The 15,368-nt window shown below is 67.5% G+C and carries 11 protein-coding genes (1 of these 11 only partly in view); 9 read left to right on the top strand and 2 right to left on the bottom strand.

From position 1 onward, the window contains the following. Nucleotides 1-25 precede the first annotated feature (25 nt). A complete protein-coding gene (locus ACWPN8_RS24455) occupies nucleotides 26-685 on the bottom strand; it encodes a serine acetyltransferase (RefSeq protein ID WP_492242590.1) in 660 nt (219 codons plus the stop codon). A gap of 78 nt (nucleotides 686-763) precedes the next feature. Then, the gene (locus ACWPN8_RS24450) at nucleotides 764-2,242 is read right to left on the bottom strand and encodes a lipopolysaccharide biosynthesis protein (protein WP_109445373.1); all 1,479 of its coding nucleotides are present in this window, start codon (nucleotides 2,240-2,242) and stop codon (nucleotides 764-766) included. Nucleotides 2,243-3,095: 853 nt separating this feature from the next. Here ACWPN8_RS24450 and ACWPN8_RS24445 point away from each other — a divergent pair. The 9 genes from ACWPN8_RS24445 to asnB form a co-directional block, all read left to right on the top strand. Beyond that, entirely contained in the window at nucleotides 3,096-4,547 is a 1,452-nt protein-coding gene (locus tag ACWPN8_RS24445) for an exopolysaccharide biosynthesis polyprenyl glycosylphosphotransferase (RefSeq protein ID WP_109445374.1), read from the top strand. Between the two features lie 248 nt (nucleotides 4,548-4,795). Beyond that, the gene (locus ACWPN8_RS24440) at nucleotides 4,796-6,142 is read left to right on the top strand and encodes an O-antigen ligase family protein (RefSeq protein ID WP_109445375.1); all 1,347 of its coding nucleotides are present in this window, start codon (nucleotides 4,796-4,798) and stop codon (nucleotides 6,140-6,142) included. 67 nt (nucleotides 6,143-6,209) lie between these two features. Next, a complete protein-coding gene (locus ACWPN8_RS24435) occupies nucleotides 6,210-7,208 on the top strand; it encodes a glycosyltransferase family 2 protein (protein ID WP_492242589.1) in 999 nt (332 codons plus the stop codon). 23 nt (nucleotides 7,209-7,231) lie between these two features. Continuing rightward, nucleotides 7,232-8,434, top strand: coding sequence for a glycosyltransferase family 4 protein (locus ACWPN8_RS24430; RefSeq protein WP_492242588.1), 1,203 nt, complete (start codon nucleotides 7,232-7,234; stop codon nucleotides 8,432-8,434). A gap of 375 nt (nucleotides 8,435-8,809) precedes the next feature. Then, nucleotides 8,810-9,979: a glycosyltransferase family 4 protein gene (locus ACWPN8_RS24425; RefSeq protein ID WP_211099162.1), complete on the top strand. Its 1,170-nt coding sequence runs from the start codon at nucleotides 8,810-8,812 to the stop codon at nucleotides 9,977-9,979. 78 nt (nucleotides 9,980-10,057) lie between these two features. Continuing rightward, nucleotides 10,058-10,990, top strand: a complete 933-nt coding sequence (locus ACWPN8_RS24420) for a polysaccharide deacetylase family protein (protein ID WP_492242587.1) — start codon at nucleotides 10,058-10,060, stop codon at nucleotides 10,988-10,990. Between the two features lie 331 nt (nucleotides 10,991-11,321). Then, entirely contained in the window at nucleotides 11,322-11,615 is a 294-nt protein-coding gene (locus ACWPN8_RS24415; protein ID WP_109445379.1) for a phosphopantetheine-binding protein, read from the top strand. A 68-nt stretch (nucleotides 11,616-11,683) separates the two neighbouring features. Next, the gene (locus tag ACWPN8_RS24410) at nucleotides 11,684-13,270 is read left to right on the top strand and encodes a class I adenylate-forming enzyme family protein (protein ID WP_492242586.1); all 1,587 of its coding nucleotides are present in this window, start codon (nucleotides 11,684-11,686) and stop codon (nucleotides 13,268-13,270) included. 86 nt (nucleotides 13,271-13,356) lie between these two features. Then, nucleotides 13,357-15,368 carry the 5' portion of an asparagine synthase (glutamine-hydrolyzing) gene (gene asnB / locus ACWPN8_RS24405; protein ID WP_492242585.1) on the top strand. 28 nt of this gene lie beyond the right edge of the window, so only the first 2,012 of its 2,040 coding nucleotides appear in the window; the start codon lies at nucleotides 13,357-13,359; its stop codon lies beyond the right edge, outside the window.

Here is a 15,368-nt window from a genome sequence, read left to right as displayed (position 1 = left end):
GTCTCCAGGGATGGAAAAGGGCGGGTCAGCCCGGCATCGGCGAGGTGGCGGTGCCGGGCATCATGGCCGACGCGCGCCCGACCTGGGCCGGATGCGGGATGTCGGGAATGGTGACCTCGGCCACCGCCTTGCCGGGGTTGCCGGCGACCACGCTGCGCCGCGGCATCGGCTTGGTGACGACGGAGGAGGCGGCGACGATGCTCTCGTCGCCGATGCTGACGCCGATCACCACCGCATGCGGCCCGACCCAGACGCCGTCACCCAGCTCAGGGTAATGGGTGACGCGGCCGGTGGGCAGCAGGTCGTCCTTCTGGCCCAGCGTGACGCCATGGAACAGGGTGACGTTGGCACCGATCCGGGCACTGGCGTTCACTACCAGTCCCCAGCCGTGCAGGATGCGCAGTCCCGGTCCGACCTGGGTTTCCCAGGGGAGATCCATGGCGGCGGAATGCTGGGTCCAGCGGTGCAGCAGCCGGCAGGCGGCGAGCAGCGGCTTGCGCAGCGGCTTGCCAAGCGGCCCGCCCATCCGGTTCAGCGCCTGACAGCTGCGCAGGGTGAAGGTCACCCGGAACATGCGGTTGCCCGCCAGCAGCTTCAGCACCGCCCCGAGGCCGGAGCCCCCGCCGTAACGGGTGGCGTCCGCCGCAACCGTCTGCCGAAATGTGTAGTGCGGAGCGTCCTGCATCGCGGTGTCATCCTCTCCGTTCAAGCATTGTCACGCCGGCTGTCGGGCTGGCTCTCACGCTGGTTGTCCGAGCGGCTCTCAAGCCGTCTGGGGCCGGCGACGAAATCGGGCGGTCATGCGGAACAGCATGGCGCGGTCGGCCTTGCCGAAGCTGGGCCCGAACAGGGCGGCGACGGCGAACAGCATGGTCAGCCCGACCTTGGCGGCGGCGAAGGTCGGGTTCACCTCGAACCCGAATAAAGCGAGGCCGGCCAGATAGGCGATGGCGGCCGGCGCCAGGATGCCCGTCACCCGCAGCGCACTGAGCGGCGGCTCGTTCGGGCTGAGACGGCGGCACATCGCCTCCGTGGCGCCCAGCATCACCAGCTCGCGCACCAGCACGCCGATGGCACCGCCCATCAGGCCGAGCGGCCCCAGCGTCACCGCCATGACCAGCGTGCCGACGGCCAACCCGCCCAGTGAGATCGCCGGCAGCACGCCGACCTTCTTGGTCTTCACCAGCCCGACCTCGGCATGCATGCGCACGCCATGGACGACATAGGCCAGCACCAGCAGCGGCATGCAGGGCAGAACCGTCTCGTACTCGCTCGAGGCGATCAGCCACAGCACCTCCGGCGCGGTCAGCGCCATGCCGAGCGCCGCCGCCGAGAGCAGCACGACGAACAGGTAGAAGACGAATTCCGACTGGTCGCGCCCAGCGGTGCTGTCCTGCGCCTCGATCCGGCTGACCGACCAGATCTGCAGGAAGGAGGCGGTCAGGAACATGTAGAGCATGGTGGCGAGCCGCAGGCCGAAGGACAGCACGCCGACCGCCGCGACGCCCATCAGCAGATTGACCAGATAGCGCATGGCGAACTGGTTGCCCATGTCCAGCATGGTCTGCGGCATGAAGGGCAGGCCCAGCACCGTCACCCGCTTCAGGATGCCGAAGGAGAAGCCGACGCCGTTGGCCGCCAGGATCGCCACCGTCAGCGCGATGCCCAGCCCGACGAAGGTGATGGCGTTGGCCAGGAAGATGCCGGTCACCCCCAGATCCATCACCAGGAGGAAACTGAGGTTGAGGCCGATCAGCCCCACCGCCTTGCCGACCGAGATCAGCAGGCAGGTGCCAGACCGCTTGTGGACCCGGTAATAGGCGAGCGCCAGCTCGAACACAGCGCTGAAGGCGATGCCGGCGAAAGCGAAGGCGATGATCGGCCCCTGGTCGGTGCCGCCGAACAGCAGGTCGCTGGCGCCCCAGCCGGCCGGCAGGGCCACCGCCAGCAGCGCCAGCGAGGCGGCCCACAGACCGATCATCGTGGTGCTGACCACGCGGGACCGGCTGCGGTCGTCGGGATGTTCGAAATAGACGACGGTGAAGGCGTTGATCATGCCGATCATCAGCATGACCGCAACGATGTCGCCGACGACGCTGATCAGGGCATAGACGCCGAACTCCGCCGGTGACAGGACCTTCGCATAGAGCGGCAGCAGAAGCAGTCCCGCAGCGCGGTTGACCACGTTCGCCACCATGAACATCCAGCCATGTTTGATGATCGTACCAGCTTCGACAGCCATCCGGTTTCCTTCGCCCCCTGTAATCCGCTTCTTCTTCCGGTCTCGCCTGCTGGGGAGAGCATCGCGTCCGCCCTGTCGCATGGGTCCATGTCGCATGGACCCGCTTCTCATGGGCGTGCCGCACGGGCGCAGATAAGGAAGAAGAACGCGCCAAATCTTGGCGGAGGTCGGGACAGCGTCAATTCGGCCTTGAAGCGACGGGAACACTCTTCGGTGCTAGTCAGCACGGCTTCGGTCAGACATCCTGGACGTTCCGAGTATGCTTTCCGGCAAGTTCGCACGCTGCCTCTTGCGCCCTGCAACAGGCAAGGGTGCGTTCGCGCCACCTCCCCGCTCGGAATTGCTCCGGCGCTCCCTTCGGTCGATCCGGCTGGCGGGCCCACCCCGCAAGTTCGGCGATCACCCCCGTTCGCGCTGCCGCTTTACGCCCGGTCGGGGGAGATTTCCGTGGCATATACCTAAAAATTGCGGCGATCGCGGGTGCCGTCGGGGGTGCGGCACCACCTTGCCGTTAACCCGAAACGCTATCCCCGCTGGGGACGGCATCCGAAAGTATCCCCATTAATATTCGGCCCCCCGTACCCTTCGAAACACCGGTGGTATCGCGGACGCGAAATCAACGTCCGTATGCACTGTTGCTGGCCGAGCTTCCTCATCCTAATTCGTCCTCAACGAACAGCGGATCGGCCGACCAAAATCATGAAAGAGTGTTCTTTACATAAATGCGCACCTGCCGATGCGGGGGCGCAGCAAAGTAAAGACCGGCCGAATCCCAAGAGACGCTGATGACGAGCGACCATCCGCACGAATGGCCGTGCGGTGGCTGGCATTCCCTTCAACCACGGGACCTGCGATGAGCAAACTGGACCCAGAAGTGGTCATCGATCTGACCTCGGCGAAAAAGGCGACGATCCCCACGATCGCCCCCGGGCTGCTGCTTGCACTCTCGGATGGATTGGTCCTCGCCCTGGTGGGGTGGACGCTCAACCATTTCCTCGGCGCCGATGCGCTGACCGAGCCGATGGAAGCCGCCGCCTGGCAGCGGTCGCTGGTGACCGGCCTGATGCTGGTGCCTCTGGTGAAGTCGGTGTTCGGCATCTACACGCTCGGACGCTTCGACTACATGGAACGCACGAGACGGACTTTTCAGGCGGCCTTTCTGTGCTGCGCCGTGCTGGCGGTGCCGTTCATCGTGATGGAGGGCTTCCGCTCCTTCTTCGTGGAAGCGCTGTCGATCGCGCTGCTGGGCTTCGCGGTCACCTATGTCGCCGATCTGCTGCTGATCCAGGGCCTGCTGTCCAGCGCGCTGGACTGGCGCACCCCGGTGATGATCGTCGGCGCCGGCCCGCAGGGTGCCGCCATCGCCGAGAAGCTGCAGCGCCTGCCCTGGCTCGGCATGCGGCCTGTCGGCTTCGTCGATGACGACGACAGCCTGTGGCAGACCCGCGTCGCCGGCCTGCCGGTGATGGGTCCGGTGGAACTGCTGGCGAAGTCGCCCGCCGTCGCCGGCCAGGCCAGCGCCGCCATCGTCGCCGACATGGGCCGCCACGGCAGCGACCTGACCGGCCTGGTCCGCACCCTGCCCTTCCGACAGGTCTACTGCGTGCTGGGCGAAGGCAACGTCAGCGCCGTCGACGCGACGTACCACAACCTGCACGGTTCGCTGGCCCTGCGCGTCAGCGTCCGTCCGCCGACCGGTTACCTGCGGATCCGCCGCGCCATGGACATCGTCCTGTCGGCGATCCTGCTGGTCCTGGTGGCGCCGCTGATGCTGGGCCTTGCCGTCGCCATTAGGCTTGACAGCCCCGGCCCGGTGATGTTCCGCCAGAAGCGCTGGGCCGGCGGCAAGCAGACCTTCGACCTGCTGAAGTTCCGCTCCATGCATGTCGATGCGGAAGAGCAGCTGCAGCATCTGCTGGCGAACGACCCGGTCGCCCGTGAAGAGTACATGACCTACCACAAGCTGACGGTCGACCCGCGCATCACCCCGCTCGGCCGCTTCCTGCGCAAGACCTCGCTCGACGAGTTGCCGCAGCTGTGGAACATCCTGATGGGCGACATGAGCCTGATCGGCCCGCGCGCCTACATGCCGAAGGAACTGCCGGAGGTGGGTGACTCCGCCGCGGTGATCGGCACCGTCCGTCCGGGCCTGACGGGTTACTGGCAGGTGTCGGGACGCCACCGCACCACCTTCCAGGAGCGTGTGTCGATGGACGTCTTCTATGTCCGCAACTGCGGCCTGCTGTTCGACTTCTTCATCCTGTGCAAGACCGCGGTGATGGTCCTGAAGGGCGACGGGTCGTAACCCTACCCCACCCGAACCGGATGCCAGCCGGACCCCCGCGCCACTCGCGCGGGGGTCTTTTTATTGGAAACTCAGCATCCATTCCCTTTTTCGGGCGGCAAAGGGAGGGGGAAGCGCGAAAGCGGCTACCTCTTTCGGGCTTGGCCTCCTTCGGTCTAATGCCACCGCCCGGCTACGAGATGTGGGGTGTCGTCCGCATCTTCAGTGCTGCACAGCCGAACACGGTACGGCAGCCTAAGGGAAAGCCGATGAAAATCCTGGATTTTCTGGAAAAAAGCATCGCCGTCATCGGCATCATCGCCTTCGGAGGCTCGGTGCTTCCGCTGATGCTGACCGGCGGCGACCCACTGGCGGGCGATCTGGAATCGGCCGGCGTCACCATCCTGTATGGCGGTCTCTACGTTCTGGTGCTGGCCGCCATCGCATTGCGGCCGTCCATCGCCTTCCAGATACCCTTCGCCAGCCCGGCGTTGACGGCGATGATCGCCTTCGCCTTCCTGACCGCGCTGTGGTCGCTGTTCCCGGACATCACGCTGCGCCGGTCGATCGCCTTCATGTTCACGACGGTGTTCGGCATCTGGCTCGCCTTGCGCTTCCGCTTCCCGGAGATCATGCGGCTGCTGGTGGTCGGGCTGTCGTTCCTGATGTTCGTCTCCTTCTTCATGATCTTCGCGATGCCGGCCATTGGCCTGGACAGCGCGCAGCATGTCGGCGCCTGGAAGGGCGTGTTCTTCCAGAAGAACGTGACCGGCCGCATGATGGTCTGGCTGGTTCTGGCGCTGGTCTGGCTGGACTGGCAGAAGGAGATGGGCCGCTGGCTCACCCGGCCGCTGATCCTGCTGGCGATGCTGCTGATCGTGATGAGCCGGTCCGGCACCGGCCTCGTCACCTCGCTCCTGGTGTCGGTGGCCTTGCTGTCGACAACCATGCTGCGCGGCAGCATCCGCAACTTCGCCCCCACCATGGCGCTGCTGCTGGCCCTGCTGGTGATCATGGTCACTGCCGGCGCGACTTTCTGGTACGACGTGCTCTATGCGCTGGGCCGCGACCCGACCCTGACCGGCCGCACCGTGCTGTGGGAACACATCGTCCACTCGGTCGGCGAGCGGCCGCTGCAAGGCTACGGCTATGCCGCCTACTGGTCCGGCTTCAACGGACCGGGCTCCAGCTTCACCCGCGACTGGGGCATCACCTCGGCCCACAGCGGCTGGCTGGAGCTGACGCTCGACCTCGGCCTCGTCGGTGTGGCACTGGTGGTGGCGGTGCTTGGCCGCATGCTGTTCCAGGGCTTCTTCGCCGCCCGCTATGGCAACAGCCGGCCCGAGGCCGCCTGGGCCTTCGCCGTCGGCTGCGCCCTGCTGGCGGTTTCGGTGTCCGAGAGCGTGTTCGCCGAGCGCCATTCGATGAACTGGGTGATCGCCACCATCGCCGTCGTCCGGTTGATCCAGCAGAGCCGCTGGCAGCGCCTGCTGAACGACCGGGCGGCCGAAGAGCACCGCCTGCGCCGGAACGCCGCCGCCACCGCGCCCTCCCCCGCTTACGCCGGGCGGACCGCCTATGCCGGCCCCTATCCCGGCCCCCTGTCCCGGCACTAGCGGCGGGGCGCTCCGGAACCCCGTCCCCTGCGACCTTTCCCATTTCCCTTCGACCGAAGGCAGACCCATGAGCCCGAAGAATCAGCCGGCAAGCAGCAACCGCCCGGCAAACAGCGAACAGGCGATCGAAGATCAGGTGACCAACGAACAGGTTACCGTCGTCATCCCCACCCGCAACCGCCCGGACATGGTGATGCGGGCGGTGCGCAGCGCTCTCGACCAGACCTATCGCGACCTCGACGTCATCGTGGTGATCGACGGGCCGGATCCGGCCACCGCCTCGCATCTGGCGACGCTGGCCGATCCGCGGCTGACCGTGATGGAGCTTGAGACGAACCACGGCGCCGCGGAGGCCCGCAATATCGGCGTGCGCGCCGCACGTGGCGGCTGGATCGCCTTCCTGGACGACGACGACCATTGGATGCCGGAGAAAGTGGAGTTGCAGATGGCGGGCCGCCCGGCCGGCATCCGCTTCCCCATCGTCAGCTGCCGCTGCCAGGTGGTGACCGCCCGCGGCACCTTCGCCTGGCCCCGGCGTCTGGCCACCCCGGCCGACGCCATCGGCGATTACCTGTTCGTCCGCCGCGGCCTGTTCAAGGGCGAGACCTTCGCCCCGACCACGACGCTGCTGGCGCCCAAGGCGCTGCTGCTGCGCAACCCGGTCCCCAAATCCCGCTTCGACGATTGGGAATGGCTGATCACCTGCGGCCGGATCGATGGCGTGGCGCTGGTCCATATTCCCGATGTGATGGCCGTCCATTACACCGAGGAAAACAACCGCGTCACGCTGTCGACCTGCCACAACATCAACCAGGCGCTGGAATGGGCGGAGTCGATGCGCGACCACCTGTCGCCGCGCGCCTATGCCAGCCTGCTGTTGCAGGCGACCGGCGGCGAGCAGGCCGCCCGCACCGCCGGCACGCGCTGGCGGATCCTGAATTCGGCGCTGCGCGACGGCCAGCCGACGCCGATGGCGCTCGCCACCTTCACCATGCATTCGCTGATGCCGGTCGGCCTGCGCCGCCGCCTGCGGCAGGCCTTGTTCTCCGCGTCCGACGCTGCCTGAGCACGAAAAGGACCCCGACGCCTATGGACAGCACCAACGACATCCGCACCCCCACCGGCCAACCGGATGCGCCCACCCGGACCGTCGTCGTGTTCGCGACGCCGGGCGCACTCGACGGCGGCGGCGGCATCGGCCGCATGACGGGCTATGTGGTCGACCAGTTCGACAGGTCGGGCACGACCCGCTCCATCATCCTCGACACTCGCGGTACCGGTAGCGTTCTGCTGTCACCCTTATATCTCGGCGTAACACTGGCAAGGCTGGGCTGGATCCTCGCCCGCCGCCGGGCCTCTGTCGTGCACATCAACGTGTCGGAGCGTGCGAGCTTCCTGCGCAAGGCGGCGGTCCAGCTGGTGTCGGGGCTGATGTCCTGCCCGACTGTCGTCCACCTGCACGGCGCCTCCTTCGTCGAGTTTTTTGAAGGCGGCATGTTCGCCCGCGGCATCAGCCGCTGGCTGTTCAACCGCTGCGGCCGGGTGGTGGTGCTGGGCGACAACTGGCGCGACTTCCTGGTCCAGTCGGTCCGCACCGATCCCCGCAAGATCCGGGTGCTCTACAACGCCGTGCCGGATGTCGGTGCCGATCTCGGCACGCGGACAGCGCCGGAGCCGGGCACCGTCCTGTCCCTGCTGGTGCTCGCCAACCTGTCCGAGCGCAAGGGCATCGGCTCGCTGCTGCGCGCCTGTGCGCTGCTGAAGCAGCGCGGCCAGCCCTTCCGGGTGACCATCGGCGGCGGCGGCGACGTCGACGGCTACCGCGCCATGGCAGCAGAGCTGGGAGTGGCGGAGGAATGCCGCTTCCTGGGCTGGATCGGCCGGGAGGAGGCGCACGCGCACATCCGGTCGCACGACATGCTGCTGCTGCCCTCGACCCATGAAGGATTGCCGATGGTGATCCTGGAGGCGCTGTCGGCGCAGCTGCCGGTCATCACCACGCCGGTGGGATCGATCCCGGAGGTGCTGACCGACGGCGAAACCGCCCGGATCATCCCGGTGAACGACCCCGGCGCGCTCGCCGATGCCGTCGTCGAGGTCGGGCACGACCCGGACCTCTATCGCCGGCTCGCCGAGAACGGCCGCCGCCTGTTCCTGAAACAGTTCGTCATCGACGCCTACGCCAAGTCGCTTCTGGCGATCTACCAGGAGCTGGACCGCGGCGCCGTCGAGCTTTCCGGGGACTTGGACAAGCTGGCCGGATCGGCCGCCACCGCATCGAAACGGCGGTAGGCCATGGTCACCCACATGTCGATGATCGGGTTAGAAAACAATCAATGCGGGCATAGCCGAAAGGGAGACGCACATGCACAGGTTGGGTAACCATACCGGCAGGCCAACCCGTTCGGTCGCTCCACAGCGTACGGATGCTGCATCGCGTAAACTTGCACGCGAACGCCGCCCGGCCTCCGGCTGCGACGCGTTCCAAAGGGCGGCAGCTTATCGGCCGCACCGCGACGCACCTGTCACGGCCTGATCGTCGGGCCGGCAAGGACCAGAGGCCGAAAACATAACAAGCCCGCCGCAGCCGTCGAGAGACGGACGTCACACGGTAAAAGCCGGGGCGCAACGCAGGAAAGGCGGGCCGGGAAAGGATCAGGAGCGGACATGATCTATATCGTCTCCCCCGGCGGCACCCAGGAGAAAGGCGGAATGGGCCGTGTGGTCGACAACTTCACGACCGACTTCCGGCAAAATTGCCCGGACGTGAAGTTCGAGGTGATCGACAGCTACGGCCCCGGCAAATTCCACCTGATGCCCCTCTATTTCGCGCGGGCGACCGCGCGGCTTGCCGGTTGCTTCGCCGCCGGCAAGGCCGATCTCGTGCACATCCATATGGCGGAATACGGCAGTGTCCTGCGCAAGGGCATCCTGATCGCCATGGCGCGCACCTTCGGCGTGCCGGTGATCCTGCATCTGCATGGCGGGCGCTTCCCCAAGCAGTTCAAGGACGCCGGTCCGGTGATGCGCTGGGCGATCCGCCGCATGATGGCGATGACCAGCGAGATCGTCGTGCTGGGCGAGTTCTGGCGCGACTGGGTGGCCGAAGCCTTCGGGCCGGAGGCGCGGCAGCGCACCACCCTGCTCCACAACGCCGTGCCGGGTCCGGCATCGCCGCCGGTGCGCGACGATGCGGAGGAAGACTTCGCCGGTCCGGTCCGCCTGCTGTTCCTCGGCCGGCTGATCAAGCTGAAGGGCATCGACGTCCTGCTGAACGCGCTGGCGTCTCCCACCTGCCGCGACCGCAACTGGCAGGTCACCATCGCCGGGGACGGCGATCTGGAGACCTACCGCAGCCTCGCGACGGAACTGGGCATCGCCGACCGCGTGCGCTTCACCGGTTGGCTGGATCAGGCCGGCTGCCGGCGCGAACTGGCCGGCGCCCATGTGCTGGTCCAGCCCTCGATGTTCGAAGGCCTGCCGATGTCCGTGCTGGAAGCGATGGCGGAGGGGCTGAGCATCGTCGCCACCCCGGTCGGCAGCGTCCCCGACGCCATTGCCGACGGGGAGACCGGACTGCTCGTTCCGCCGGGCGATACGGCCGCGCTGGCCGATGCGCTGGCGCGGGTGATCGACGACCGCACCCTGCGTCGCAACCTCGGCGCCGGTGCCCGCGCGCGGTGGGAGCGCCAGTTCGACGTCGCCGTGTTCCGCGAACGGCTGCTGGAGATCTATCGCCGCAACGCGCGCGGCAGCCTGAGCGCATCGCCCGCCGTTCCCGCCGGCCCGGTTCCGGCCGCCGGACCGGCAGGCCATTCGAAGAGCACCACCGGCTGACCCGAAAAGCGGCAGACCTCTCCCGGTTCAGGCTGACCCAGCCAGGACCGGGAGCATCGACATGAAGGAAGGGGCACCATGAAAAACGCCATTGCCAATCTGGTGCGCTGGTCGGGATTCGGTGCGATGCAGCGGTTCCTGAAGGCGCGGAACGCGGTCACCATCGTCGTCTACCACGATCCGGCCCCGGAGGTGCTGCGCGAGCATCTGCGCTGGTACGCCAAGCATTACGGCTTCACCACGCTCGATGCCGTCGCCACCGCGATGGAGACCGGCCGCTGGGACAAGCTGCCGGACTATCCGCTGGTCATCACCTTCGACGACGGGCATCGGAACAACACGGCGCTGGCGCCCTTGTTCCGCGAATTCGACCTGCGCCCGACCATCTACCTGTGCAGCCAGATCGTCGGCACCGGCCGCCCCTACTGGTGGAAGACCGCCGCCGCCGACGGCATCGGGGTGGAGCGGCTGAAGCGCGTGCCCGACCCGGAACGCCGCCGCCTGCTGGCCGAGGCCGGCAACGATCCCGACAAGGATGGCGACGAGCGTCAGGCGATGACCTGGGACGAGATCGCGCGGATGACCGATGTCGCCGATTACGGCGCCCACACCCGCACCCATCCGATCCTTCTGCAATGCGACGACGACCGCTGCTCCGACGAGATCGCCCTGTGCCGTGCCGAGCTGGAGGAGGCGTTGGGCCGGTCCTGCCGGCACTTCGCCTTCCCCAACGGCGATTTCAGCGACCGCGAGGTGGAGGAGATCCGGCGTGCCGGCTACCGCACCGCCCGCACCATCGATCCCGGCTTCAACGACGCCTCCAGCGATCCCCTGCGGCTGAAGGCCTTCCCGGTATCCGACGACGCCACCGTGGAGTGGCTGAGCGTCCAGCTGACCGGCATCCCGGCCTGGCTGCGCAAGCGCAAGGCCGCGGGCACCGGCGATTCGGCCAATGGAGCAACGCCCGAATGGACAGGTTCGATGGTAAAGCCGAAGTCGGCAGGCGTATGACCCTGAGCGCCGACGCCAAGCCGAACGTCAAGCGTCCCGCGACAAGCTCTATTACGGGACAACAGAGTGGCTAACCACAGACTTCAATCCACTCCTATCCTTTGAGCCCTCGCAAACCACCGCGAGCATCACAATAAAATTGCATATCAGGCGGATGCGAGAACAAGGAGCCGGAAAACAGCGGGACACATGACAGGGGGTAGCCGGACCTACCCCCAACAGCGTCCCGGCCGAACACCCGGCTCCCCGTTCAAACCGACCGAACCCCCGTTACGACACCCCCCTTTACGACACCCCAAGTCGACCGAACCCAGCAGGAGTTTTCAGAGACATGCGGACCGCCACCCTGACCGACACGACCCTGACCGCTCCCGCCCTGCCGGAAATCCGCGCCTTCATCGTGGAGAATTTCCTGCTCGGCAAGGACTCCGGCTTCGACAACAGCGAATCCCTGTTGGAATCGGGGATTATCGACAGCACCGGCATCATGCACGTCGTCGCCTTCCTGGAAGAGCGCTTCGGCATCGCCGTGGATGACGACGACATGGTCGCCGACAACCTGGAATCGGTGGAGCGCATCGCCGCCTTCGTCGGCCGCAAGCAGGAACTGCGCAACGCCGCCTGATCCGGCAGGATCGCCAGGGCGAGCGGCCAAGAGACGGGCACCGAAGACGGGCGAAGAAGGACACCACCATGGCCCATCTTGTTCACCAGTTCCTCAGCGAAACGGCCAAGCGGGATCCCTCCCGCACCGCGCTGATCGCCGGGGATGCCCGCCGCAGCTTTGCCGAATTGGACCGTGAAAGCGACGCCGTCGCCTGCGCGCTCCAGTCGGCGGGGATCGCGCGCGGCGACCGCGTCGCGGTGATGCTGGAGAACTCCATCGAATATGTCGCCGGCCTGTTCGGCACGCTGAAAGCCGGCGGCGTGTTCGTGCCCGTCAATCCCTCCACCAAGGCTGACAAGCTGACCTACCTGCTGGCCGACGCCGGCATCCGGGTCCTGATCGCGCCGTCAGCTCTGGCCCGGCAGGTCCTGCCCGCGCTGGAGACGGTAGAGACGCAGCCGACGGTGCTGTGGGTGGGCGCCGGCCTGCCCGACGGTGCCACCGGCCTGCTCTATGCAGACGCGGTGGCGGCTCCGCACCGGCAACCGGCCGAACCGGGCCTGATAGACCAAGACCTGGCGGCCATCATGTACACGTCCGGCACCACCGGCCGGCCGAAGGGCGTGATGCTGACCCACGCCAACTACGTCAACACCAGCTGGGCGATCTCTACCTATCTGGGGAACACCCCCGACGACGTGGTGATGTGCATCCTGCCGCTGACCTTCGGCTATGGCCTGTCCCAGGTGCTGACCGGCGCCCGCATCGGCTTCACCCTGGTGCTGGAGCGTTCCTTCGCCTTCCCGATGGAAACGCTGAAGCGCATGGTGCAGCACCGCGTCACCGGCCTGCCCGGCGTGCCGACCGTCTTCTCCACCCTGCTGGGGCTGGAAGCGGCGAAGACCGCCGATCTCGGCAGCCTGCGCTATCTGACCAACGCCGCGGCCCCGCTGCCGGCCGCCCATCTCCGCCGGCTGCGCGAGCGCTTCCCCCAGGCCGTCTTCCATTCCATGTACGGCATGACCGAGTGCTGCACGCGGATCAGCACGCTCGACCCTGCAGAACTGGACCTGAAGCCGGCTTCGGTCGGACGCGCCATCCCCAACTGCGAAGCCTTCGTAGCCGACGAGGAGGGCAGCCGCCTTCCTCCCGGCCAGGTCGGCGAGCTGGTGGTGCGCGGCGCCAATGTGATGCGCGGCTACTGGAACCGGCCGGAGGAGACCGCCCGTCGCCTGCGCCGCGGCCCGCAGGGCGAGACCCTGCTGTTCACCGGCGACCTGTTCACACAGGACGCCGAGGGGCATCTCTACTTCGTCAGCCGCAAGGACGACGTCTTCAAATGCCGTGGCGAGAAGGTCAGCCCCAAGGAGGTCGAGAACGCCCTGTACGAGCTGGAGGGCGTGCTGGAGGCCTGCGTGATCGGCGTTCCCGACGATGCCGACGGGTTGGCGGTCAAGGCCTTCCTCGTCGCCCGTGACAATGCGGCCCTGTCGGACGCGGCGATCCGCCAGCACTGCCGCGGCCGTCTGGAAAGCCACCTCGTGCCGAAGTTCATCGAGTTCCGCGACAGCCTGCCGAAGACCAACTCCGGCAAAATCCGGCGAGCGGAACTGGTGGAGGAAACCGGCAAGCCGGCACGTCCGGCCGCGGCATCCATCCGCTCTCCCGCGTAGCGGGGACGGGGCAGGACGGGAGCGGAACGCTCCCGATACAGAACACCACCACGAACACTACCCACCCCAGGACAGAGAGCACGCTCATGTGTGGTGTCGCCGGAGTTCTCGCAGGATCGCGTGCCGAACCGGCCGGTCTGGACGAGCTGAAGCGCATGATCGCCATGCTGGGCCATCGCGGCCCGGACGGTTACGGTTTCTACCGTGACGACCGGATCGGGCTTGCCCATGCGCGGCTCAGCATCGTCGGTCTGGCCGGTGGCTTCCAGCCGATCCACAACGAGGACCGCACCCTCTGGATCAGCTTCAACGGCGAGATCTTCAACCATGTCGAACTGCGGCGGGAGCTGGAGGCGCGCGGCCACCGCTTCTACACCCAGACCGACACCGAGGTGATCGTCCACGCCTTCGAGGAATACGGCCCCGCCACCTGGGCCAAGCTGAACGGCCAGTTCGCCATCTGCCTGTGGGACACCACCAAGCGCGAGTTGTGGATGGTCCGCGACCGGCTCGGCATTTTGCCGCTGTTCTACGCCCGCCGCGGCGATCATCTGGTCTTCGCGTCCGAAGCCAAGTCGCTGTTCGGCGGCGGCCGGGTGGCTCCGGTCTTCGACCCGGCCCGCCTCGCCCAGGTCTTCACCCACTGGAGCACCGCGCCGCACGGCAGCGTGTTCGAGCGCGTGGAGAGCGTGCCGGCCGCCACCGCGATCCGCGTCGACTCCACGCTGGCCCTGCATGTCGACCGCTACTGGCAGCCCGATTTCGCGACCGATCCGTCGCTGGCCAAGCTTTCGCTGGACGAGGCCGCCGACCGGCTGGAGGAGAAGCTGCTCGACGCCATCCGCCTGCGGCTGCGCGCCGATGTGCCGGTCGGCGTCTATATCAGCGGCGGGCTCGACAGTTCGGTGATCGCGGCGCTGGCCCGCAAGCTTGACACCACCCACATGCACAGCTTCGGCGTCCGCTTCACCGACGCCGGCTTCGACGAGACGCCGCAGCAGCGGCTGGTCGCCGGCCATGTCGGCACCGAGCATCACGACATCCTCTGCAGCCCGCAGGACATCCAGGCCGCCCTGCCCGACGTCATCCGCCATGGCGAAACGCCGCTGGTTCGCACCGCCCCGGCCCCGCTGTTCCTGCTGGCGCGTCTGGTGCGCGAGAGCGGCATCCGCGTGGTGCTGTCCGGCGAAGGCGCCGACGAGTGGCTGGCCGGCTACGACATCTTCAAGGAGGACAAGGTCCGCCGCTTCTGGGCGCGTCAGCCCGACAGCAAGGCGCGGCCGAAGCTGCTGGGCCGCGTCCATCCCTTCGCCGCCGTCAACGGCCAGAAGGACAGCCCGCTGTGGCAGGCCTTCTTCAAGCGCGGGATGATGGAGACGGACGAGACCTTCTACGCCCACCGTACCCGCTGGCGGAACACCGGCTGGTCGCAGCGCCTGCTGTCCGCCGATGTCCAGGCGACCGCCGACGATGCCGCCTTCGAGGCGCATGTGGCGGCCCATCTGCCGGACGGCTGGTCGCGCTGGTCGCCGCTGGCGCGCAGCCAGTGGGCGGAGATCGCCACCTTCATGACCCCCTACCTGCTGTCGGCCCAGGGCGACCGCGTCGCCATGGCCAACAGCATCGAGGTCCGCTACCCCTTCCTCGACCCGGCGGTGGACGACCTCTGTGCCGCCCTGCCGGACCGGGTGAAGATGCTGGGCCTGCGCGACAAGCTGGCCCTGCGCCGGCTCGCCGCCCGCCATCTGCCGGCCGAGATCTTCCAAAGACCGAAGCGGCCCTACCGGGCGCCGATGACCACGGCCCTGTTCGGCGACGGCGCCCCGGACTATGTCCGCGACCTGCTGTCGCCGGAAGCGCTCGCCCGCTACGGCCTGACCGACGCCGCGGCCGTCTCCGCCCTGGCCGACAAGGCCCACCGCCAGAACGGCCGCATGGCCGGCGAGCGGGAGGAGATGGCGCTGGTCGGCACGCTGACCCTGCAGATGCTGGCCCGGTACGTCCACGACGAACTGCCCCAGAGCATCCGCGAGCAGCGGGCCGCCCTGGACCGCACCGAAATTCACGTGCTGGAGGATCTGGCCGGCAACGCCCGGAC

It is taken from the genome of Azospirillum sp. UENF 112521, from assembly GCF_058780665.1.
This window is presented reverse-complemented; position numbering and strand designations above follow the sequence as displayed.

What these genes read in the sequence shown, in the direction of transcription:
- ACWPN8_RS24455 (WP_492242590.1), bottom strand. Translation starts at nt 685, where the DNA reads ATGCAGGACGCTCCGCACTACACATTTCGGCAGACGGTTGCGGCGGAC.
- ACWPN8_RS24445 (WP_109445374.1), top strand. Translation starts at nt 3,096, where the DNA reads ATGAGCAAACTGGACCCAGAAGTGGTCATCGATCTGACCTCGGCGAAA.
- ACWPN8_RS24425 (WP_211099162.1), top strand. Translation starts at nt 8,810, where the DNA reads ATGATCTATATCGTCTCCCCCGGCGGCACCCAGGAGAAAGGCGGAATG.
- ACWPN8_RS24420 (WP_492242587.1), top strand. Translation starts at nt 10,058, where the DNA reads ATGAAAAACGCCATTGCCAATCTGGTGCGCTGGTCGGGATTCGGTGCG.
- ACWPN8_RS24435 (WP_492242589.1), top strand. Translation starts at nt 6,210, where the DNA reads ATGAGCCCGAAGAATCAGCCGGCAAGCAGCAACCGCCCGGCAAACAGC.
- ACWPN8_RS24450 (WP_109445373.1), bottom strand. Translation starts at nt 2,242, where the DNA reads ATGGCTGTCGAAGCTGGTACGATCATCAAACATGGCTGGATGTTCATG.
- ACWPN8_RS24410 (WP_492242586.1), top strand. Translation starts at nt 11,684, where the DNA reads ATGGCCCATCTTGTTCACCAGTTCCTCAGCGAAACGGCCAAGCGGGAT.
- ACWPN8_RS24415 (WP_109445379.1), top strand. Translation starts at nt 11,322, where the DNA reads ATGCGGACCGCCACCCTGACCGACACGACCCTGACCGCTCCCGCCCTG.
- ACWPN8_RS24440 (WP_109445375.1), top strand. Translation starts at nt 4,796, where the DNA reads ATGAAAATCCTGGATTTTCTGGAAAAAAGCATCGCCGTCATCGGCATC.
- ACWPN8_RS24430 (WP_492242588.1), top strand. Translation starts at nt 7,232, where the DNA reads ATGGACAGCACCAACGACATCCGCACCCCCACCGGCCAACCGGATGCG.